Below are 21,698 nucleotides of genomic sequence, written 5' to 3'. Positions count from 1 at the left end.
CCTCGTTCAGCCGAGCGACAGGACGGGCGCCCGGTGGTCACCGAGCTCGTCGAGCCGCCACGGCCGAGCCCCGCGCAACGTCAGGCCGAGCTGCACGAGCACGAACCCGACGTGCGGCTCGACGTCGGGGTCCCACGGCCCCTCGACGCCCAGACCGAACGCGCCGAGTTCGTCGTCGGCCTCGTCCCGCAGCGTCAGTCGCCACCGGCCGTCGCCGAGTTCCTCGACCACGGCCCAGCGGGCGGTGCCGAACCGGCTCACGCCGTCTTGGTGATGTCCGCGGTGAAGTTCTGCACGCGCTGCAGCAGGGAGGCGCCACGCATCGCGATGGTCGCGGGCGGGTTCAGGTGCGGGGGCGCGGTGCGGATGAGCATCGGGCACCCGAGGTCTTCGCAGATGTACGTGCCGATCGTGTTGCCGTTGCGCCCGGACTCGCCGGCACGCGCTGCGGAGAACAGCCGGACCTGGGTCGCGGGCTGCGGCGAGTGGCAGAACGAGCACATCGCGGCGATGCCGGGGCGCAGCGAGCCACCGGCGGACCGGACGACGATGCCCACGGGGCGCTCGTCGATCCAGGACACGATGTACCCGCGGCGGGCGGCCTGCGGGTCGCGCCAGCCCAGGAACTCGCGTTCGTCCCAGAGTGTCTCGTGCAGGCCCGGGATGGGCAGCTGTGCGAGTTCGTCGGGGGTGGCGTTCACGAACGACGATCGGATGTCGGCTTCGGTCAGTGGCTTCACGGTCCGATCACCATATGCCTCGCCCCCGACACATGGTGCGTCACGACAGCCTGGAGGCGCGGATCGCGCCGAGCGCGCTGCTCCCGTCCGCCACCAGCACCGCCCGGCGCAGGGCGTCGCGTCCGACGCGACGGGCCGCCGCGTCGTCCGCGGCGAACTCCACGAGCACACGCGTCGACCGCGCCATGGCGCGCGCACCGGGCACCCACGGGACCGCACGTTCGATCGATTCGGCGACCGCGACCGCAGCCGCGTGGTGCTGGGTCAGGTGGGCGCGTTCGTGGGCGACCACGGCCTCCAGTTCGTCGGTGCGCAACCGGTCTGCCAAGCCGGTGCTGACGAGGACGCCACCGCTCCGACCCGGCACGGCGCACGCCAGCGCGTGGTCGGCCTCGACGACGGCGACGGGGGTGCCGTCGATCTCGCGGTGCGGGGCGACGCCGGAACGCATCGCCCGCCGGACGGCCTCGTGTTCCGGGCCGGGGCGCACCCGGACCGCGACGACGAACGCGACGACCGCGAGGAGCGCGACGCCGACGTTGAAGCCGTGCGTGGGGGAGCCGTCCCCGCCGAACAGCTCGGTGACCGGACGGTCGGCGAGCACCACGAGGGTGATGCCGGCCACGAAGCCGACGACGCCGAGCAGGACCGCGACCGACCAGCAGACCAGCGCGGTGCGGGGCAGGTCGATCGTCCAGGCGGAACGGGTCAGGACCCGGGGCGCGAACACCACCACCGCGAGTGCGAGGACGATGAGCGCGATGCCGGCGACGACCACGGTGTGCGGCCGGTCAGGAGCGGGCGCGGGCGTCGAGGGCGCGGCGCAGGGCCTCGAGGTCGTCCGAGGCGAGCGAGCCGGTGAACTGCAGTAGTGCGGCCTCGCGGTCGGACGATGCGGCCAGTGCGCTCGACATCAGCGACGCGGTCTGCTCGTCGCGACTGTGCACGGCGCGGAACGTCAGGGGAGCGTCGTCGTGCTGCTCCCGTTCCACCTGGTCCTTGCGGCCGAGGCGGTCGAGCACGGTGAGGACGGTCGTCAGCGCGGGGCGGGGCTCCGGGAACGCGTCGAGCACCTGGCGTGCGGTGAGCCCGGAGTCGGCGGAGCGGAGGGCGTCGAGCACCGCCTGCTCCAGCTGCCCGCGGGGGCGCGATCGTTGTCCGGCCATCCCCGCATTCTACGAGATGTCGAAGGCTCGCTCGCGACACACGCTCGAAACGCGGCCTCGGTATGCTCGTCGCGGACAACTGAACACACCGGCCGCTCATCCGTCGCGGGAGACGCCGTGCACGTACCTCCGGGTACGTCGTGCCTCTGGGTACATCGTGCCCTCGGGCGCACGCACGGCACCGAAGGAGCAATCCCCCCGTCAATCTCTCAGGTCCCACACCGCAGCGGACAGGCCACTCTGAAAAGCAGACGCTCGGTCGTCTCGCCCACGGTGAAAGCCGCCGGACCTCACGGGCCGCGGTGAAACTCTCAGGCCCATGACAGAGGGGGAGTTCCACCCGGCGATCGTCGCCGGGCCCTGCCGATGCCAGGAGAACTCCGCCATGAGTCCGTCCCCACTGCCCACGCCGGGTCAGCGTTCGTCGCCGCTCGAAGCCGTGCACGAGGCCGCTGGTGCGACCTTCACCGACTTCGCCGGGTACCGCATGCCCGTGCGCTACTCGTCGGACCTCGCCGAGCACCACGCCGTGCGCGAGGCCGCCGGGGTCTTCGACCTCTCGCACATGGCCGAGATCGGGGTGACCGGCAGCGATGCCGTCGCCTTCCTCGACCACGCGCTCGCCGGGTCCTTCGGCACGATGCCGATCGGCCGCGCCAAGTACTCGCTGCTGCTGGCCGAGGACGGCGGGATCCTCGACGACCTCGTCGTGTACCGGACCGACGACGACGCCTTCCTCGTCGTCGCGAACGCGTCCAACCGCGACGTGGCCGTCACCGCGCTCACCGCCCGGGCCGACGGGTTCGACGTCGAGGTCTCCGACGACTCCGACACGACGGCCCTCGTCGCGATCCAGGGCCCCGCGGCTGCCGGCACGCTCGACGCGCTCGTCGTCACCGACCGCCTGCAGCCCGAGACCCCGCTCGACGAACTCGGCTACTACCGCGTGCTGCACGCGCTGTTCGACGGTGCCGACGTGCTCGTCGCCCGAACCGGGTACACCGGCGAGGACGGCTTCGAGGTCTACACGGACCCGGACACCGCCCCGGTGCTCTGGGACGCCCTGCTCGAGGCCGGCGCCGACCGCGGGGTCGTCCCCGCCGGGCTCGCCGCACGCGACACCCTGCGACTCGAGGCCGGCATGCCCCTCTACGGGCACGAGCTCGGCACCGACGTCCGTCCGGCCCAGGCCGGCCTCGGCCGCGTCGTCGCGAAGGACGGCGACTTCGTCGGTGCGGCCGGCGTCACCCTGTCCGCGGACGCCCGGATGCTCGTCGGTCTGGTGACCGAGGGCCGCCGTGCTCCCCGAGCCGGCTACGACGTCGTGCTCGACGGCACGGTCGTCGGCACCGTGACCTCGGGCGCGCTCTCGCCGACGCTCGGACACCCCGTCGCGATGGCCTTCGTCGACCCGGCCGCGCTCGCCGCCGTGTCGGACGGGGCACAGGTCCTCCACATCGACGTCCGCGGGACTGCCGTCCCCAGCACGGTCTCCGCGTTCCCCTTCTACCGCCGCGCCTCGAAAGGCTGACCCCATGACCGACCAGACCGCACTCCAGTACACGGCCGACCACGAGTGGCTGCTCGTCGAGGGCGACACCGTCACCGTCGGCATCACCGACCACGCCGCCGAGCAGCTCGGTGACGTCGTCTACGTCGAGCTCCCCGCCGTCGGCACCGCCACCACCGCTGGCGACCAGATCGGCGAGATCGAGTCGACCAAGAGCGTCGGCGAGCTCTTCGCCCCGATCGAGGGCGAGGTCGTCGAGGTCAACGACGCCGTCGTCGACACCCCCGACACCGTCAACCAGGACCCGTTCGGTGCCGGCTGGCTCGTGAAGATCAAGGTCGACGGCACCTCGGTCCCCGAGGACCTGATGGACCACGACGCGTACCGGGCCTCCATCGCATGACCGCGTTCGAGAACCTCCAGACGTCCTTCGCCGACCGCCACATCGGCACCACCCCGGCTGACCAGCAGGCCATGCTCGACGTCGTCGGGCAGCCGTCGCTCGACGCCCTGGTCCGTGCGGCGATCCCGGAGTCCATCCACGTCGGCCCCGTCGCCGACTCGGTGATCCCGGCTGCCGTCGGCGAGACCGAGGCGCTCGCCGAACTCCGCGCGAAGGCCGGCCGCAACACCGTCCGCCGCGCCATGATCGGCCTCGGCTACCACGGCACCCACACGCCCGCGGTGATCCAGCGCAACGTGCTCGAGAACCCGAGCTGGTACACGGCGTACACGCCCTACCAGCCGGAGATCTCGCAGGGCCGCCTCGAAGCGCTCATCAACTTCCAGACGATGGTGTCCGACCTGACCGGCATGGCCACCGCCGGCGCCTCGATGCTCGACGAGGGCACCGCCGTGGTCGAGGGCATGCTCCTCGCCCGCCGCGCGTCCAAGGTCAAGGGCGACGCGTTCCTCGTCGACGCCGACCTGCTGCCGCAGACCCGTGCACTGCTCGACCACCGTGCCGACGCCGTGGGCATCACGCTGCGCGCGTTCGACGCTGCCGACGGCCCGAGCGACGACCAGCTCGACGGCGCGTTCGGCGTCATCCTGCAGTACCCGGGCGCCTCGGGCCGCATCGTCGACCCGTCGTCCGTCATCGAGCGGGTCCACGCCGGTGGCGGCATCGCCGTCGTCGCGGCCGACCTGCTCGCGATGACCCTGCTCGCCAGCCCCGGCGACCTGGGTGCCGACGTGGCCGTCGGGACGAGCCAGCGCTTCGGCGTCCCGCTCGGCTTCGGCGGCCCGCACGCCGGCTACCTCGCGGTGCGCGCCGGCCTCGAGCGCCAGCTCCCCGGTCGCCTGGTCGGGGTGTCCTTCGACGCCGACGGTCAGATGGCCTACCGCCTCAGCCTGCAGACCCGCGAGCAGCACATCCGCCGAGAGAAGGCGACGAGCAACATCTGCACCGCGCAGGTCCTGCTCGCCGTGATGGCCTCGATGTACGCGGTCTACCACGGGCCCGAGGGCCTGCGGTTCATCGCCGGACGGGTCGCCCGGACCACCGGTGCACTCGCCGCCGTGGCGCGTGACGCCGGGGTCGAGGTCGTGCACGACGCCTTCTTCGACACGCTCACCCTGCGGGCCGTCGGTCGCGCCGAGGCGATCGTCGCGGCAGCGCAGGACACCGGCTACCTGCTGCACGTCGTGGACGCCGACACGTTCCAGCTGTCCGCCGACGAGACGACCACGCCCGACGACGTCGTGGCGCTGGCGGGCGTGCTCGGGGCGGTGGACGTGACCGTCCCCGCGATCGAGACCGCCGTGCGCGACGCGGCCACGGGCCTCCCGGCCGCCCTGCAGCGCGAGAGCGACTACCTGACGCACCCCGTGTTCAGTGCACACCGCAGCGAGACCCGCATGATGCGGTACCTCAAGCACCTGTCCGACAAGGACTACGCGCTCGACCGCGGCATGATCCCGCTCGGCAGCTGCACGATGAAGCTCAACGCGGCGACCGAGATGGCTGCCGTGACCTGGCCGGAGTTCGCGAACATCCACCCGTTCGCACCGCGCGAGGACGTCGAGGGGTACCTCGACATGATCGGCGACCTCGAGTCGTGGCTCGCCGAGGTCACCGGCTACGACACCGTGTCCCTGCAGCCGAACGCCGGCAGCCAGGGCGAGCTCGCCGGGCTGCTGGCCATCCGTGGGTACCACCAGGCTCGTGGCGACGAGGACCGGACGGTCTGCCTGATCCCGTCGAGCGCGCACGGCACGAACGCCGCGTCCGCGGTGCTCGCCGGCATGAAGGTCGTCGTGGTGGCCTGCGACGAGAACGGCAACGTCGACCTCGAGGACCTCCGGGCCCGTGTCGCCGCCCACGCCGACACCCTCGCGGCGCTGATGATCACGTACCCGTCCACCCACGGCGTCTACGAGCACGACATCCGTGAGATCTGCGACGCCGTGCACGACGCAGGCGGCCAGGTCTACGTCGACGGCGCGAACCTCAACGCGCTGCTCGGCCACGCCCGCTTCGGTGACTTCGGCGGCGACGTGTCGCACCTCAACCTGCACAAGACCTTCTGCATCCCGCACGGCGGTGGCGGCCCCGGCGTGGGACCCGTCGCCGCGAAGGCACACCTGGCACCGTTCCTGCCCGGTCACCCGTTCGCGCAGCAGGCCGACCGGCGCTCCGGCGCGACCGCTGCCGAGGCGGACGACCGCCTGGCCCACGCCGGCGGCCCGGTCAGTGCGGCGCCGTACGGCAGCCCGAGCATCCTGCCGATCACGTGGACCTACGTCCGGATGATGGGGCTCGAGGGTCTCACCCGTGCGACCGAGGCCGCGGTCCTCGGGGCGAACTACATCGCGGCCCGTCTACGCGACGCGTTCCCCGTGCTGTACACGGGCGACGACGGACTGGTCGCGCACGAGTGCATCCTCGACCTCCGCCCGCTGCGTGACAGCACCGGCATCACGGTCGACGACGTCGCGAAGCGCCTGGTCGACTACGGGTTCCACGCGCCGACGATGTCGTTCCCGGTGGCGGGCACGCTCATGGTCGAACCGACCGAGAGCGAGGACCTCGCCGAGCTCGACCGCTTCGTCGACGCCATGCTCGCGATCCGGGCCGAGGCTGCAGCGGTGGAGCGCGGGGAGTGGCCGGCGGACGACAACCCGCTGGTGCACGCGCCGCACACCGCCTCGTCGGTGATCTCGGGGGAGTGGGCGCACGCCTACACCCGCGAGCAGGCCGTCTACCCGTTGCCGGGCATCAGCGGCCGGAAGTACTGGCCGCCGGTGCGTCGGATCGACCAGGCGTACGGGGACCGCAACCTGGTGTGTGCCTGCCCGCCGATCGAGGCGTTCGCCTGATCCTGACCGGCGCCGACACCCTCGTCGTCGCCGTGCGCTCCGTGCCCCGTCCGGTCCTCCGGACGGGGCACGGTCGCGTCCGGCGGGCGGCACGGTCGTGTCCGGCCGGCGGCACGGTCGTGTCCGACCGGGGTCGGCCGGGGTCGGCCGGGGTCCGACGGGGCACGGTCCCGTCCCGGCTGGTCACGACACCCCGCCCAGTTCCGCCGAGCGGTCACGAACCGTCGTCCGGACCAGCTCCCACCGACAGTTCGTGACCACTCGGCGCGCCACCCACGGCATGTCCTGACCGCTCGACGCAGCCCCCGAGCCGTACCCCTGAGCGATGCTCGGCCGTCCCCCGACTTGCACAGAAGTGTGACGGAGTGCAATGGATTTCATGCGGATGCAACAAAAACGCACCCTTCACCGGCACGCGCGCGAATGTTGCATCTTGTCGCAAGGATCGTGCAAGTTGGTTACCGGCGTGTAACCGTTCGCCCCTGGGTTTGGACGCCGCTGTTCACCTTGCCTACGCTGCAAAGGTCAAACGCGCCCGGGCGACACCGCTGTGCCCTGCGCGTCCCATGCACCAGGAGGAACCTTGATCAAGAAGCGCGCCGGGCTTTCCGCCCTCGCCGTGCTCGGGGCCACAGCACTCGCCCTGACCGCCTGCTCCAGCAACAGCTCCGACGGGGGTGGCTCGGGCTCGGCGAACGCGTCCGGGATCGTCACCACCAACGGCAGCGAACCCCAGAACCCGCTGATCCCGTCGAACACCACCGAGACCGGTGGCGGCAAGATCATCGACTCGCTCTTCGAGGGCCTCGTCTCGTACGACGCCGACGGCAAGCCGGTCAACGAGGTCGCCAAGAGCATCGACACCGATGACTCGAAGACGTTCGACATCACGCTGAACACCGGCTACACCTTCACCAACGGCGAGAAGGTCACGGCCGAGTCGTTCACCAAGGCGTGGAACTGGGCAGCCCAGAAGTCGAACGCCCAGGGCGCCAGCTACTTCTTCGAGAACATCGAGGGCTACAACGCCGACAAGGACTCCGAGCTCACCGGCCTCAAGGTCGTGGACGACGACGAGTTCACCGTCACGCTGAAGTCGGCGCAGTCCGACTTCCCGCTGTCGCTCGGCTACTCGGCGTTCGTGCCGCTCCCGTCGGCGTTCTACGACGACACCAAGGCCTTCGGTGAGAACCCGATCGGCAACGGTCCGTACAAGCTCGACGGCAAGAAGGCCTGGACCCACAACCAGTCCATCAAGCTCGTCACCAACAAGGACTACGAGGGCAAGCGCAAGCCGAAGAACGGTGGTCTCACGATCACGTTCTACGCCTCGCAGGACACCGCGTACTCCGACGCCCAGGGCGGCAACCTCGACGTCCTCGACGCCGTGCCGGACAGCGCGTTCAAGACCTACAAGTCCGACTTCCCGGACTCGAACGTCAACCAGCCCGCCGCGATCTTCCAGGCGATCTACCTGCCCTACTACCTCGACCACTGGAAGGGTGAAGAGGGCAAGCTGCGTCGCGAGGCCGTCTCGATGGCGATCAACCGCAAGCAGATCACCGACAAGATCTTCGACGGCACCCGCACCCCGGCCAAGGACTTCACCTCCCCGGTGATCGCCGGCTGGAACGACGACCTCGACGGTTCGGACGTCCTGGACTACGACGAGTCCGAGGCCAAGAAGCTCTGGGCCGAGGCCGACAAGATCTCGAAGTACGACGACACGCTCACCATCACGTACAACGCCGATGGTGGCCACGAGGCCTGGGTGACCGCGGTCACGAACTCGATCTCGAACACGCTCGGCATCAAGGCCGAGGGCAACGCGATCCCGACGTTCCAGGAAGCCCTGGACCTCCAGACGAACGACAAGCTCACGGGCGGCAGCCGCACCGGTTGGCAGGCCGACTACCCGTCGCTGTACAACTTCCTCGGCCCGACCATGGGTGAGGGATCGTCGAACAACTACTCGCGGTACGACTCCAAGGAGTACAACGAGCTGCTCGCCAAGGGCCGTTCGGCTGCGACCGTCGAAGAGGGCAACAAGTCCTTCGACCAGGCACAGGAACTCCTGTTCGAGGACCTGCCCGAGATCCCGCTCTGGTACTCCAACGTGACCGGTGTCTGGAACGCGGACAACGTGTCGAACGTCAAGTTCGGCTGGAACTCGGTGCCGCTGTACTACGACATCGAGGTCAAGAACTGATCCAGGTCTCCTAGAGACCGAAGCGCGAGCAGGTATCCTGCTTCGCGATCACCGGACGGGGGTTCGGGGACCGCACAGGTCCCCGAACCCCCGTACCACGGTGGCAACACCCCCACACAGCGGGCGCCCTCCCGCACCGGACATCCGTGCCGACCCTCGGACCGTCCACCCCTCACCACAATGAACCTGATCGACATCGCTCCGGACCGGGCAGTGATCTGATGCTCTGGTACCTCGGCAAGCGCCTCCTGCAACTCATCCCCGTGTTCTTCGGGGCCACGTTCCTCATCTACTTCCTGGTCTTCTCGCTGCCCGGCGACCCGATCGCCGCGCTGTTCGGTGACCGGCAGCCGTCGCCGCAGGTCATCGAGACGCTGCGTCAGCAGTACAACCTCGACAAGCCGTTCATCGTGCAGTACCTGCTCTGGATCGGCGGCGTGTTCCGCGGCGACCTCGGCGTGACCTACTCGGGTCTGCCGGTCAGCCAGCAGCTCGCATCGGCCTTCCCGATCACCGCGCGCCTGGCGATCCTCGCGCTCGTGTTCGAGGCCGTCGCCGGCATCGTCGTCGGCGTCGTCGCGGGTCTGCGCAAGGGCAAGCTGTTCGACGCCACCGCGCTCGTCGTGTCGCTCCTGCTCATCTCGGTGCCGACCTTCGTCGTCGGGTTCGTGCTGCAGTACGTCTTCGGCATCAAGCTCGGGCTGTTCCGGGTCACGGTGTCCGGCGAGGCGCCGTGGAGTGAACTCGTCCTGCCGGCGATCGTCCTCGCCTCGGTCTCGTTCGCGTACATCGTGCGTCTGACCCGGGCCAGCGTCGCCGAGAACATGAGCGCCGACTTCGTGCGCACCGCCACGGCCAAGGGTCTGCCCCGTCGTCGTGTCGTCGGCGTGCACATCTTCCGGAACTCGCTCATCCCCGTGGTGACCTACCTGGGTGTCGACATCGGCAACCTGATGGTCGGCGCGATCGTGACCGAGGGCATCTTCAACATCAACGGTGTCGGCGGCACGGTGTTCCGCGCCGTCAAGCTCGGCGAAGGCCCGACGGTGGTCTCCTTCGTCGCCGTGATGGTCATCATCTTCATGCTCGCCAACCTCCTGGTGGACCTGCTCTACGCCGTCCTGGACCCGAGGATCCGCTATGCCAAGTAACGCCGCACCCCGCTCGGCGACGCACTACGTCGCCCCGCTCGAAGAAACCCCCCTGCAGGCGGTCGACCAGGTCAACGAGGACGAGAAGACCCGTTCCCTGTGGACCGACGCCTGGGAGTCCATGCGGACCCGCCCGACGTTCTGGATCTCCTCGATCCTGATCCTGCTGATCATCGTCGTCGCGGTCTTCCCGGGGCTCTTCGCCCACGTCGACCCGCGGGCGTCGAACCTCGACAACAGCGACGGCGGACCCGAGGCCGGGCACATCCTCGGCTTCACGCGTCAGGGCTCGGACGTCTACGCCCGCGTGATCTGGGGTGCCCAGAACTCGCTCATCGTCGGCATCGTCGCGACGATCCTGGTGTCGATCGTCGGCATCGTGATCGGTTCTCTGGCCGGCTTCTACGGCGGCTGGCTCGACACGATCGTGTCCCGCATCGGTGACATCTTCTTCTCGATCCCCACCGTCCTCGGTGCGATCGTGATCATGTCCGTCATCCCCGCGCGGAACGCGATCACCGTCGCGCTCGTCCTCGCCGCGTTCGCGTGGCCGCAGATCGCCCGCATCATGCGTGGCGCCGTGCTGAGCGCCAAGCAGGCCGACTACGTCATGGCGTCGGCGGCCCTGGGGGTCAACCGGTTCCGGACGCTCGTGCGCCACGTCATCCCGAACTCGCTGGCTCCGGTCATCGTGGTCGCGACCGTGTCGCTCGGCACCTTCATCGTCGCCGAGGCGACGCTGTCGTTCCTCGGCATCGGTCTGCCGCCGTCGGCCCTGAGCTGGGGCCTCGACATCGGCACCGCCCAGACGTCGATCCGCACGAACCCGTCGACGATCTTCTGGCCGTCGGCAGCCCTGTCCATCACCGTGCTCGCGTTCCTGCTCCTCGGTGACGTGGTGCGCGACGCGCTCGACCCGAAGGCGAGGGCCCGCCGATGAGCGAGACACTGACCCAGACGAACAGCAGCCGCACCGGCGGTTCCGGCGCCCCGCTGCTCGAGATCACCGACCTGCAGGTCGGCTTCAAGACCCAGAGCGGTCTCGTGCAGGCCGTCCGCGGCGTCAACCTCACCCTCGAGCAGGGCGAGCGCCTGGCCATCGTCGGCGAGTCCGGTTCGGGCAAGTCGACGAGCGCCCAGGCGATCATCAAGCTGCTCCCCGGCACCGGTGAGGTCACCGGTGGCTCGATCAAGTTCAACGGGCGCGAGCTCGTCGGGCTGAGCGACAAGGAGATGTCGGAGATCCGCGGGAAGGAGATCGGCTACGTCCCCCAGGACCCGATGTCGAACCTCAACCCGCTGTGGTCGATCGGCTTCCAGGTCGAAGAAGCGATCCGTGCGAACGGCATGGCGACCGGCAAGAAGGCAGTCCGTGACCGTGCTGTCGAGGTCCTGCAGGAGGCTGGCCTCGGCGACGCCTCGACCCGCCTGAAGCAGTACCCGCACGAGTTCTCCGGCGGCATGCGCCAGCGCGTGCTCATCGGCATCGGTCTGTCGAGCCGCCCGCAGCTGCTCATCGCCGACGAGCCGACGAGCGCGCTCGACGTCACCGTCCAGCGCGTCATCCTCGACCACCTCGAGAGCCTGACCCGCGACTTCGGCACCTCGGTGCTGTTCATCACGCACGACCTCGGCCTCGCCGCCGAGCGCGCCGAGAAGCTCGTCGTGATGTACAAGGGCCAGGTCGTCGAGGCCGGTCCCTCGAAGGAGATCCTCGCCAACCCGCAGCACCCGTACACGCAGCGGCTCGTCGCGGCGGCCCCGTCGCTGGCCAGCCGTCGCATCCAGTCGAAGGTGCAGCACGCACGCGTCGACATCGCCGACGCCGGCAGCGACGACGCCGAGCTGATCGCCCGGGCCCAGGAGCGCGAACACCGTCCGGCCGAGGACCTCATCGTGGTGAAGAACCTCGAGAAGGTCTACAAGCTGCGCGGCAAGAGCCTCGCCACCCGTGAGCTCAAGGCCGTCGACGACGTGTCGTTCTCGATCCAGAAGGGCACCACCACGGCGCTCGTCGGCGAGTCCGGTTCGGGCAAGTCGACCGTCGCCAAGCTGGTGCTGCAGCTCGAGAGCATCACGAGCGGCACCGTGCAGTTCGACGGGATCGACATCGGCGCGCTGAAGGGCAAGGACCTCTTCGACTTCCGCCGCCGCGTGCAGCCGGTGTTCCAGGACCCGTACGGCTCCCTGGACCCGATGTACAACGTCGGGAACACGATCGCCGAGCCGCTCGCCACGCACAAGGTGGGCGACAAGGCCTCGCGTCGCGCCCGGGTGCTCGAGCTGCTCGACCAGGTCGCGCTGCCGAAGTCGATGGTGAACCGCTACCCGAACGAGCTGTCCGGTGGCCAGCGGCAGCGCATCGCCGTCGCTCGTGCGCTGGCGCTCAAGCCGGAGGTCATCGTCCTCGACGAGGCCGTCTCCGCGCTCGACGTGCTCGTGCAGGGCCAGATCCTCGACCTGCTCACCGAGCTGCAGACCGAGCTCGGCCTGACGTACCTGTTCATCACGCACGACCTCGCGGTCGTCCGCCTCGTCGCGGACAACGTGTGCGTCATGCGCCGTGGGCAGATCGTCGAGAAGGCGACGACCGACGAGGTCTTCGCCGCCCCGAAGGAGCAGTACACGAAGGACCTCCTGGCCGCCATCCCCGGCGCCGGGTTCGAGTTCGGACGCTGATCCACCTGGACACGAACGAGGCCGGACGCCCCGTCGTCCTCCGCGCTGGTCGCGGGGGCGCGGTGGCGTCCGGCCTCGTCGCCGTCCTGGGCCTGTTCCTGCTCGGCGATGCGGCGTTCCGGGGGAGCTGGGACGTCGTCCTCCGCGCCGCCGGCCCGATCGCCGTGCTCGTCTGGGCGCTCTGGGTCCTGACCTACCGCCCGTGCATCGTCATCGACGAGCGCGCGGTCACCGTGGTCAACCCGCTCCGCCGAACCGTGGTGCCGTGGCAGGCCGTCGCCGACGTCCGGCTCCGCTGGCAGATCGTGATCGAGACGGTCGCCGGCCGGAAGGTCCAGTGCTGGGGCGGGCCGTCGCTGCCGCGGCCGAAACCGGCCCGGCGCGGTGAGCGGGCCGTCCTGCGACAGCCCGACGAGATGACGGTGCTGCTCGACCGCTGGTCCGAGCACCGCGACGGCACCGGCGCCGGCGACCCCGTGCGCGGCTGGGACATGCCGGCCCTGGCGGTCGGCGCAGCGGCGCTGGCGCTGCTCGCCGCTTCGCTGCTCAGCCTGTGGCTGGGGGCCTGACGCGGCTCACGATCGCGACCACACGACGGACGGGAGGCCCGGTACCAGCTGGTACCGGGCCTCCCGTCCGTCTGCCGGTCACGTCCACGACGTGACCGGCGTCGTCAGACGACCGCGCCGACCCGCTCGGTGAGCAGGTGCTCCTGGTCGGTCTGGATGCAGGCGACACCGCGGCCGTGCACGGGCTCGAGACCCGGGTCGATCGTGCGGCACTGCTCCTGCCGGCCCTCGTCGAGGAGCTGGTAGAGCGGGCAGCGCGTGCGGAACCGGCAGCCGTCGATGCGTTCCGTGGGGGAGGGCAGGTCGCCGTCGAGCAGGATGCGCCCGCGGGCGGCCTCGGCCATGGGGTCCGGCACGGGCACGGCCGACAGCAGGGCCCGGGTGTACGGGTGCTGCGGGTCCGAGAAGACCGCGTCGCCGTCGCCGTACTCGACGATGCGGCCGAGGTACATGACCGCGACGTCGTCGGCGATGTGCCGGACGACGGACAGGTCGTGCGCCACGAACAGGTAGGACAGCCCGAGGCGGTGCTTGAGGTCCTCGAGCAGGTTGATCACACCGGCCTGCACCGAGACGTCGAGCGCGGAGACCGGCTCGTCGAGCACCAGGATCTTCGGCTCGACGATGAGCGCACGGGCGATGCCGATGCGCTGCCGCTGGCCGCCGGAGAACTCGTGCGGGTACCGGTCGATGTAGCTCGGCTCGAGCCCGACCAGCTCGAGGACCTCGCGCACCCGCCGGCGGATCTCGTCCTTCGCGACGCCGTGCACGGTGAGGGGCTCGCCGATCACCGAGCCGATGTCGAGGCGCGGGTCGATCGACGCCATCGGGTCCTGGAACACGACCTGGATGTCGCGGCGCAGTGCCAGACGGTCCTTCTTGGACAGCGAGGCGGTGTCGACGCCGTTCACCCGGATGGTGCCGTGCTGGGCCCCGGCGAGCTCGAGGATCTCCATGATGGTGGTCGTCTTGCCGCAGCCGGACTCGCCGACCAGACCGAGCACCTGGCCGCGCTTGAGCGTCAGGGAGATGCCGTCCACCGCGTGCACCTCGCCGATCTGCCGGCGGAAGAGCGCGCCCTTGGTGAGCGGGAACGTCTTGACGACGTCCTGCAGCTCGAGCACGACCTCGTCGCCGTGGTCGACCGCTGCCTCGGGGACGTCCTCGGGGCGGGGGAAGATCTCCGAGCGCTCGAGGGTGCCCGCGGCGATCTCGTCGCGACGGATGCACGCGGCGGTGTGGTCGTCGAGCAGGGTGCCGTTGCCGATCGTCTGGACGGCACCGGTCAGGACCGGGTTGTCGGCGCTCTGCGGCACCGTCGGTGCGACGAGGGCGGGTTCGCCGTCGCGGCACGCGTCGATGACGGCGGGGCAGCGGTCGGCGAACGGGCAGCCGGTCGGCTTCTGCGTGAGCAGGGGCGGGCGGCCGTCGAGCGGGACGAGCCGCTCGGTGCGGGCGGACGTCATGTTCGGCATGGATCGGAGCAGCCCGATCGTGTACGGCATCACCGGCTCGCGGAACAGGGGGAGCACCGGCGCCGTCTCGACGATCCGGCCGGCGTACATCACGGCGACGCGGTCGGCGTTGCCGGCGACGACGCCGAGGTCATGGGTGATGAGCACGACGGCCGCACCGGTCATGTCCTTCGCGGTCTGCAGCACGTCGAGGATCTGCGCCTGGATCGTCACGTCGAGCGCGGTGGTGGGCTCGTCCGCGATGATCAGCTTCGGGTCGTTCGCGATGGCGATGGCGATCATCGCGCGCTGGCGCATGCCGCCGGAGAACTCGTGCGGGAACGCGTCGAGTCGTCGAGCCGGGTTCGGGATGCCGACGATGCGCAGGAGTTCCTCGGCGCGGGTGCGTGCGGCGTGCTGCGTGAGGGAGCGGTCGTGCAGGCGCAGGCCCTCGATGATCTGCTGGCCGATCGTGTACACCGGCGTCAGGGCGGACAGCGGGTCCTGGAACACCATCGCGATGTCGCGACCGCGCAGCGCCGACATCTCGCGGTCGTTCCTGCCGACGAGCTCCTGTCCGTCGAACCGGATGCTGCCCTGCACCTGGGCGGACGACGGCAGCAGGCCCATCACGGCCATCGAGGACACCGACTTGCCGGAACCCGACTCGCCCACGATGCCGAGGAACTCACCGGGGGCCACCTCGTAGTCGACACCCCGGACCGCGTAGACGGGCTTGGTCTTCGGGTTGAACGTGACCGACAGGTCGGACACGGTGAGCAGCGGCTCAGTCACGGTTGGCTCCGGAGGTGGGGTCGATGGCGTCGCGCAGGGCGTCGCCGAGCAGGCTGGTCGAGAGCACGGTCGCGACGAGGGTCGCGGCGGGCAGGACGAACAGCCACGGGCGGGTGACGGCGGACTGGCTGCCGGCGGCGAGCAGGGTGCCGAGCGACACGTCGGGGATCTGGATGCCGAAGCCGAAGAAGCTCAGCGAGCTCTCCGCCAGGATCGCGGCGCCGACGCCGAGCGTGGCGTCGATGATGAGCAGCGACGCCACGTTCGGCAGGATGTGCCGCCGGATGATCGTGAACGCCGGGACGCCCATGAACCGGGCGGCCTTGACGTAGTCGCGCTCGCGCAGGGACATCGTCTGCCCGCGGATCACCCGGGCCATCACCATCCAGCTGAACACCGCGAGGCCGACGATGAGGGCAACCCATGTCAGGTTCTTGAACACCGGGCTGAGCAGCACGAGCGCGTAGAACGACGGGATCACGAGCAGCAGGTCGATGACCCACACGAGCAGCCGGTCGGTCACGCCGCCGAAGTACCCGGCGATCGCGCCGACGATGCCGGCGATCAGGGTCGCTGCCGGACCGGCGATCAGGCCGATGAGCAGCGACTTCTGCAGGCCGACCAGGGTCTGCGCGTAGATGTCCTGGCCGATGTCGTTCGTGCCGAACCAGTGCGCGGCGCTCGGCGGCATGCCGAACGCCAGTCCGTCGGAGTCGACGGCGTTCCAGTGGTACAGGTACGGGCCGAGGAACGCCCAGAGGATGATGAGGAGCAGGGCGCTGCCGCCGATGCGCGCGCGCCAGGTGCCGAACACCTTGCGCCAGAGCGGGGTGCGGCCGCCCTTCACCTCGATGACGTGCGCCGGCGTCCCGGCGTTGCCGTCGCCGGGGTCACCGGCGGTGGTCGTGGTCGTGGGGTCGAGAACAGACACGGGTCACACCCTCACTCGCGGGTCGAGCGCGGCGTACAGCAGGTCCGCGAGGGTCCCTGCGATGAGCACGAGGATCGCCGTGAAGAGGATCGTGCCCGACGCCGCGTTGATGTCGTTGTTGCTGATGCTCTGGACGAAGTACTCGCCCATGCCGTGCCAGCTGAAGACCAGCTCGGTGATGCTCGCGCCGGTCAGGATGAGTCCGAACGAGTACGCGAAGAAGGTCGACATCGGGATGAGGGCGACCCGCACACCGTGGCGCATGATCGCCGAGCCGCGGGTGCGGCCCTTCGACCGTGCGGTCCGGATGAAGTCGTTCGACAGCACGTCGAGCATCGCCGAGCGCTGGTAGCGCGAGTAGGTGGCGACGGCGCCGATGGTCAGTGAGATCGTCGGTAACAACAGGTGCACGAGCCGGTCGCCGAGCACCGGGAAGAACCCGGTCACCCCCGGCGTGTACTCGCCGGTGAACCGGATCACCTGCGTCCCCACGCCCTGGTTGAGCGTGGTCGCGAGGATCATCAGCACGACCGCGATGACGAAGGTCGGGGTGGCGAGCACCGCGAACGACAGGTACGTCGACACCTGGTCGGAGGTGCGGTACTGCCGGACCGCGTTCCAGACGCCGAGGAGCACCCCGAGGATCGCGCCGAGCAGTGTGCCGATCACGAGCAGCCGCAGGCTCGTCCCGGAGCGGGCGATGATGTCGGCCGTCACCTCGGTGCCGCGGGTGCTCATGCCCAGCGAGCCGTGCGTCACCAGCCCGACCCACCAGTCCCAGGTGCGGACGAGGAGCGGGGTGTCCGGATCGGCGCCGAGCTTGCGGAGCGACGCCTGGATGGTGCCCGGCGGCACGGCCGGGTTGCGCCCCAGGAACCGGGCTGCCGGGTTGAGCGTCGTGCTGGCGAGGATGTACCCGAGCGTGGTCGCCACGATCGTCAGGACGATGTAGTTGACGATCCGCTTTGCGATGAAGGCGAGCATGTGGTTCGTGACCTCTGGGTGCGGCCGTCCGACCGGACGGCGTTGTCGGTGGCGACAGGCTAGCCGTTCGAGCGACTGGGTGGGACAACGGAAGTGACGCTATGCAACATTCGTTACGAGCGTGTTTCGATTCATCGCACAGACCCTTGTGCCGCCTTCGGATGTGGCTAGGGTTCTCAACCAACAGGCGCGACGGCGGGGGCCGCCGCGGTCCAGCGCGATCTGCGCGAACCACAACGAAAGGGAATCCTCGCCATGCGAAAGAGGATCAAGGGCATCGCCGTCCTGGCCACCGCTGCGGCAGCTGCCGTCGTGCTGGCAGGCTGCTCCGGCGGCGGAGAAGCGGGCGGCGACAACTCCGCGGTCGCCGAGTCGTCGCTGAAGTCGACCGGCTGGACCGTCGCGGACCGCGCCGACGTCAAGGACGGCGGGTCGATCACCCTGCCGATCGACACCGCTCCGGCGAACTGGCAGCTGCTCAACCTGGACTCGGGGACCGTCGACGACACGACGATCTCGCAGACCTACCTGCCGAGCTTCATCCAGTTCAAGGAGAACGGCGAGTGGGAGGCGAACAAGGACTACGCGACGTCCGTCGAGCTGACCAAGGACTCGCCCCAGACCGTCGAGATCAAGATCAACCCGAAGGCCGTGTGGTCGGACGGCACCCCGATCAGCGCGAAGGACGTCATCGCGAACTGGAAGGCGCTGAACGGCTCCGACAAGGCCTTCGCGCCGCTGTCCACCAACGTGTGGGAGGACGTGGACTCGGTCAAGCAGGGCTCCGACGAGCGTGACGTCATCATGACGTTCTCGAAGACCAACGCCGACTGGGCGAGCGTCTTGACCGCCATCTACCCGTACTGGGCCGTCGACACCCCGGACCACTTCAACAAGGCCTGGGCCAAGGCGCCGTACGCCGCCGACGGCAAGACCTACGTCTCCGGTGGTCCGTACATCCTGAAGTCCTTCGACACCAACGGTGGCGTCGTGACCTTCGAGAAGAACTCGAAGTGGTGGGGTGACGAGGGCAAGCTCGACACGATCGTCTTCAAGACGGTCTCGCGCGACGGCGTCGCCCAGGCGTACGGCAACAAGGAGCTCGACGCATTCAACCTGAACGGCAGCGCCGACAACCTCAAGACGGCGAACTCGCGGTCCGACTCGAAGATCGAGCGCTCGCTCGGCACCACGCAGCGTCAGATCACGCTGAACGGCACCTCGGACGTCTTCAAGGACCAGGACGTGCGCCAGGCGTTCGCACAGGCCATCAACCGCAAGGTCGTGGCCCAGGCGATCCTGTCGCCGGTGAAGAGCCCGGGCGACGTGCTCAACAACCTCGTCTACCTGCCCGGACAGCAGGGCTACGAGGACGACGCGTCGAGCGTCTACGGCTACAGCACCGACAAGGCGAAGTCGAAGCTCGAGGACGCCGGCTGGAAGATCGGCTCGGACGGCTACGCGACCAAGGGCGGCAAGGAACTCGACGTCCGCTTCGTGATCCCGTCGGACAACCCGAACTCGGCGAACGTCGCGCAGCTCGTGCAGCAGCAGACCAAGCTCGCCGGCTTCAAGGTGACCATCGACACCGTGCCCACCGATGACTTCTTCACGAAGTACATCACCACGACGACGCGTGACTTCGACGCCACGTACTTCGCGTGGCAGGGCACCCCGTTCCCGATCTCGTCGCTGAAGTCGATCTACTACCCCGCCGACGCCGGCCAGAACTACACCGGCGTGACGGACGACTCGCTCGGTGCCGCGTGGGACAAGGCGAACGGCGAGCTCGACCCGGATGCCCGCATCAAGGACGCGCAGGCCATCGACAAGAAGATCGTCGCGGTCGCCGGCACCATCCCGCTGTTCGCCGAGCCGTACGCCTGGGGTGTGCGCAAGGACCTGGTGAACTACGGTCCGGCGCAGTTCCAGCAGTCCTCGGTCAAGTGGCAGGACGTCGGCTACACGAAGTAGTCGCGACCGCGTTCACGAACGACCGCGTTCACGAACGACACCCCCGACGTCGCACGACGTCGGGGGTGTCGTTCTGCGTCGTGACCGTCAGAACCGTGCCGCCGCCAGCGACGCCGCGACCCCGAGGACGACCATCGCCAGGATCGTCCAGCCGTGGGTGCGGTGCGTGATCGGCGCAGCCGTCACGGTCGACGGGGGCGGGCCGTCCTGCTCGGCCGGGGCGGGCACGTGGGCCAGCATCCGCGCGGCCGCAGCGTCGACGTCCAGGCGATCCGGGCCTCCCGGCTGGTCACCGGTGTGCGCGGCGAGACGCGCCGTCGGACGGGTCGCGATCCAGACGCGGCGGACGCCCTCGCTGGTGACCACCTCGAGGCCGTACTTCGTGCGCACCTCGCTGATGCGGGACCAGGTGTAGGTGCTGGTCCGCCGGACGTCCACGATGCGCAGGTGCTCCGGCGTCAGCTCGATCCGGGGACGCCAGAGCGCAGCCCAGGCGACGAACGCGACGGCGATGCTCGGGATCGGCACGAGCCAGGGGGCGCCGCCGCCGAGCAGCGCCAGTGGGACGAGCACGACGGCCACGACCCAGAGGACGACGGCGAGGGCGCGCAGGCCGGGGGCGACGATGGTGGTGGGCACCGGACGAGGGTACGAGATGCCTCCCCGGAGACGCCCGGGGAGCGGGTGTGACACACCGGCGCGTATCTCCGGACGACCCGATTCCCCGGGGAGGCAGATCCTGGACGGACCCTCGTGCCGTCAATGGTCGTCGCCCCCAGTTGGGGTGTCAATACCCCATCGCGACGCATTCAGGGGAATCCCACGCCGAGGACTACGAAACGAGCAGTTCGATCTGTTCGCGGATGGTCTCGGCCTTCGGAAACCGCAGACCGACCAGGCCGACGTGCCGCCACCGGACCACGCCGTCGGGGCCGATCACGAAGACCGACCGACGCAGGCCGATGCCCGGTGCCTGCACCCCGTAGGCGCGGATCACCGAGCCCGCGGTGTCACTGAGCAGCGGGAACGCGAGCGAGGACCCGCGGGCGAACCCCTCGTGCGAGTCGAGTGCCTGCGGGCTGATGCCCCACACGGTCGCGCCGAGGTCGGTGAACTCGTCGAGTTCGGCCTGGTAGCTGCAGAGCTGGGCCGTGCAGACCGCCGTCGCGTCGCCCGGGTAGAACGCCAGTACCACGGTGCGGCCGATCTCGGCGGACAGGTCGTACTCGTCGTCGGAGCGGACGCCGCCGCGCACGACCATCCCCGGCAGGGTGAACGACGGGGCGGACTCGCCGATCGCGGGGATGCTCATGGGTCTCACGGTAGGGCGGCCCGGCGGTGGTTGCCCCTCGGCGCGCTGTGCGGGGGCTGTGGATGCGCTCCGCGGCCTACGAGAACAACTGCGGGAACGCGTGCGCCACCCAGGGGTACCCGACGAAGACCACCGCGTCGAGCAGTGCGTGCGTGATGACGAGCGGCAGGAGTCGGCCCCACCTCGTGTAGATCCAGCCGAACACGACGCCCATCACCGCGTTGCCGATGAACGCCCCGAACCCCTGGTACAGGTGGTAGCTGCCGCGCAGCAGAGCGGTCGACAGGATCATCTGCCAGCGGCCCCAGCCCAGGTCGCCGAGACGGGCGTAGAGGTACCCGATCACGATCACCTCTTCCTGCAGGCCCGAGCGGATCGCGGACAGGAGCAGGACCGGGACCGTCCACCAGTACGAGTTGAGCGCGGCAGGGTCGACCGCGACGGTGATGCCGAGCGCCCGCCCCGCGAAGTACAGCGCGAGCCCCGGGATCCCGATGCACAGGGCGATGAGTGCCGGGCCGCCCAGGTCCGGCTTCGCCCGGAACCGGTCGATCCCGAGCCGGCCCAGGTGGGGTCGCGACGTGCTCCACAGCAGGTAGCAGACGAGCGCGACCGGGGCCAGGTCCACCGCGATGCCGAGGAGCTGCCGGGCGAGGTCGACGTACTGCACCGTCGTCGACGAGGTGTTCAGCGCCGTCGACTGCTCGCCGAGCGGGGTCGTCTGGGACAGGTCGTCGATGATCTGCAGGATCGAGTAGAGGGCGCTGGCACCGAGCGAGAGCAGCAGGACGATGGTGATCTCGACCCACGTTCGCCGACGGCTCATGCGCTGTACTCCTGTCGCTTGCGAACTACCGGTAGACTGGCGTGTCGGGCGTTCTGCCCACGGGTGCGGTGCTGTGA

19 protein-coding genes and 1 riboswitch are annotated in these 21,698 nt (G+C 69.6%); of the genes, 9 read left to right on the top strand and 10 right to left on the bottom strand.

Translation table 11 applies throughout. The annotated features are described in order from the left end of the window. Window positions 1-6: 6 nt before the first annotated feature. Genes DEJ09_RS08950 through DEJ09_RS08935 form a run of 4 tightly spaced genes read right to left on the bottom strand, consistent with a single transcriptional unit; the run spans window position 7 to window position 1,906 of the window. Window positions 7-261, bottom strand: coding sequence for a hypothetical protein (locus tag DEJ09_RS08950; RefSeq protein WP_111022602.1), 255 nt, complete (start codon window positions 259-261; stop codon window positions 7-9). Further along, entirely contained in the window at window positions 258-740 is a 483-nt protein-coding gene (locus DEJ09_RS08945) for an FBP domain-containing protein (protein WP_027464546.1), read from the bottom strand. The genes DEJ09_RS08950 and DEJ09_RS08945 overlap by 4 nt, the downstream gene beginning before the upstream one ends. A gap of 40 nt (window positions 741-780) precedes the next feature. Next, window positions 781-1,518: a M48 family metalloprotease gene (locus DEJ09_RS08940; protein ID WP_111088225.1), complete on the bottom strand. Its 738-nt coding sequence runs from the start codon at window positions 1,516-1,518 to the stop codon at window positions 781-783. Between the two features lie 13 nt (window positions 1,519-1,531). Next, a complete protein-coding gene (locus DEJ09_RS08935) occupies window positions 1,532-1,906 on the bottom strand; it encodes a BlaI/MecI/CopY family transcriptional regulator (RefSeq protein ID WP_111088224.1) in 375 nt (124 codons plus the stop codon). Window positions 1,907-2,136: 230 nt separating this feature from the next. After that, a riboswitch (glycine riboswitch) is annotated at window positions 2,137-2,242 on the top strand. Between the two features lie 49 nt (window positions 2,243-2,291). On the opposite strand from DEJ09_RS08935, the gene gcvT reads away from it, so the two are divergent. From gcvT to DEJ09_RS08895, 8 genes are all read left to right on the top strand, one after another. Then, on the top strand, window positions 2,292-3,437 hold the full coding sequence (gene gcvT / locus DEJ09_RS08930; protein WP_111088223.1) for a glycine cleavage system aminomethyltransferase GcvT: 1,146 nt from the start codon (window positions 2,292-2,294) through the stop codon (window positions 3,435-3,437). A gap of 4 nt (window positions 3,438-3,441) precedes the next feature. Continuing rightward, a complete protein-coding gene (gene gcvH / locus DEJ09_RS08925) occupies window positions 3,442-3,819 on the top strand; it encodes a glycine cleavage system protein GcvH (protein WP_111088222.1) in 378 nt (125 codons plus the stop codon). Then, complete coding sequence (gene gcvP / locus DEJ09_RS08920; RefSeq protein WP_111088221.1) at window positions 3,816-6,737, top strand: aminomethyl-transferring glycine dehydrogenase; 2,922 nt, start codon at window positions 3,816-3,818, stop codon at window positions 6,735-6,737. Before gcvH ends, gcvP begins: the two co-directional genes overlap by 4 nt. 583 nt (window positions 6,738-7,320) lie before the next feature. Next, complete coding sequence (locus DEJ09_RS08915) at window positions 7,321-8,946, top strand: ABC transporter substrate-binding protein (protein ID WP_110864434.1); 1,626 nt, start codon at window positions 7,321-7,323, stop codon at window positions 8,944-8,946. A gap of 221 nt (window positions 8,947-9,167) precedes the next feature. Further along, window positions 9,168-10,097, top strand: a complete 930-nt coding sequence (locus DEJ09_RS08910) for an ABC transporter permease (RefSeq protein ID WP_110864435.1) — start codon at window positions 9,168-9,170, stop codon at window positions 10,095-10,097. Further along, on the top strand, window positions 10,087-11,037 hold the full coding sequence (locus DEJ09_RS08905; protein WP_071404174.1) for an ABC transporter permease: 951 nt from the start codon (window positions 10,087-10,089) through the stop codon (window positions 11,035-11,037). The genes DEJ09_RS08910 and DEJ09_RS08905 overlap by 11 nt, the downstream gene beginning before the upstream one ends. Then, complete coding sequence (locus tag DEJ09_RS08900) at window positions 11,034-12,776, top strand: ABC transporter ATP-binding protein (protein ID WP_111088220.1); 1,743 nt, start codon at window positions 11,034-11,036, stop codon at window positions 12,774-12,776. The genes DEJ09_RS08905 and DEJ09_RS08900 overlap by 4 nt, the downstream gene beginning before the upstream one ends. A gap of 62 nt (window positions 12,777-12,838) precedes the next feature. Beyond that, window positions 12,839-13,345, top strand: a complete 507-nt coding sequence (locus DEJ09_RS08895) for a PH domain-containing protein (protein ID WP_111088219.1) — start codon at window positions 12,839-12,841, stop codon at window positions 13,343-13,345. 104 nt (window positions 13,346-13,449) lie between these two features. Here the strand turns inward: DEJ09_RS08895 and DEJ09_RS08890 are convergent, their stop codons facing one another. Genes DEJ09_RS08890 through DEJ09_RS08880 form a run of 3 tightly spaced genes read right to left on the bottom strand, consistent with a single transcriptional unit; the run spans window position 13,450 to window position 17,509 of the window. Next, complete coding sequence (locus DEJ09_RS08890) at window positions 13,450-15,594, bottom strand: dipeptide ABC transporter ATP-binding protein (RefSeq protein WP_111088218.1); 2,145 nt, start codon at window positions 15,592-15,594, stop codon at window positions 13,450-13,452. Beyond that, entirely contained in the window at window positions 15,587-16,525 is a 939-nt protein-coding gene (locus DEJ09_RS08885) for an ABC transporter permease (RefSeq protein ID WP_083404166.1), read from the bottom strand. Before DEJ09_RS08885 ends, DEJ09_RS08890 begins: the two co-directional genes overlap by 8 nt. 3 nt (window positions 16,526-16,528) lie before the next feature. Beyond that, window positions 16,529-17,509 carry an ABC transporter permease gene (locus tag DEJ09_RS08880; protein ID WP_110864437.1) on the bottom strand — a complete coding sequence of 327 codons (981 nt, stop codon included), beginning with the start codon at window positions 17,507-17,509 and terminating at the stop codon, window positions 16,529-16,531. Window positions 17,510-17,764: 255 nt separating this feature from the next. On the opposite strand from DEJ09_RS08880, the gene DEJ09_RS08875 reads away from it, so the two are divergent. After that, the gene (locus DEJ09_RS08875; protein WP_110864438.1) at window positions 17,765-19,483 is read left to right on the top strand and encodes an ABC transporter family substrate-binding protein; all 1,719 of its coding nucleotides are present in this window, start codon (window positions 17,765-17,767) and stop codon (window positions 19,481-19,483) included. Window positions 19,484-19,570: 87 nt separating this feature from the next. Here the strand turns inward: DEJ09_RS08875 and DEJ09_RS08870 are convergent, their stop codons facing one another. The 3 genes from DEJ09_RS08870 to DEJ09_RS08860 all read right to left on the bottom strand — a co-directional run bounded on the left by DEJ09_RS08870 (window position 19,571) and on the right by DEJ09_RS08860 (window position 21,621). Further along, the gene (locus DEJ09_RS08870) at window positions 19,571-20,122 is read right to left on the bottom strand and encodes a PH domain-containing protein (RefSeq protein WP_181433316.1); all 552 of its coding nucleotides are present in this window, start codon (window positions 20,120-20,122) and stop codon (window positions 19,571-19,573) included. Window positions 20,123-20,315: 193 nt separating this feature from the next. Next, complete coding sequence (locus DEJ09_RS08865) at window positions 20,316-20,795, bottom strand: peroxiredoxin (RefSeq protein ID WP_071404167.1); 480 nt, start codon at window positions 20,793-20,795, stop codon at window positions 20,316-20,318. A gap of 76 nt (window positions 20,796-20,871) precedes the next feature. Next, window positions 20,872-21,621 carry a CPBP family intramembrane glutamic endopeptidase gene (locus tag DEJ09_RS08860; RefSeq protein ID WP_035807570.1) on the bottom strand — a complete coding sequence of 250 codons (750 nt, stop codon included), beginning with the start codon at window positions 21,619-21,621 and terminating at the stop codon, window positions 20,872-20,874. Window positions 21,622-21,698: the final 77 nt, after the last annotated feature.

The organism is Curtobacterium sp. MCLR17_055 (genome assembly GCF_003234305.1).
Classification (GTDB): domain Bacteria; phylum Actinomycetota; class Actinomycetes; order Actinomycetales; family Microbacteriaceae; genus Curtobacterium; species Curtobacterium flaccumfaciens.
The sequence above is the reverse complement of the archived record's forward strand: the minus strand, read 5'-3'. Positions and strand labels throughout refer to the sequence as shown.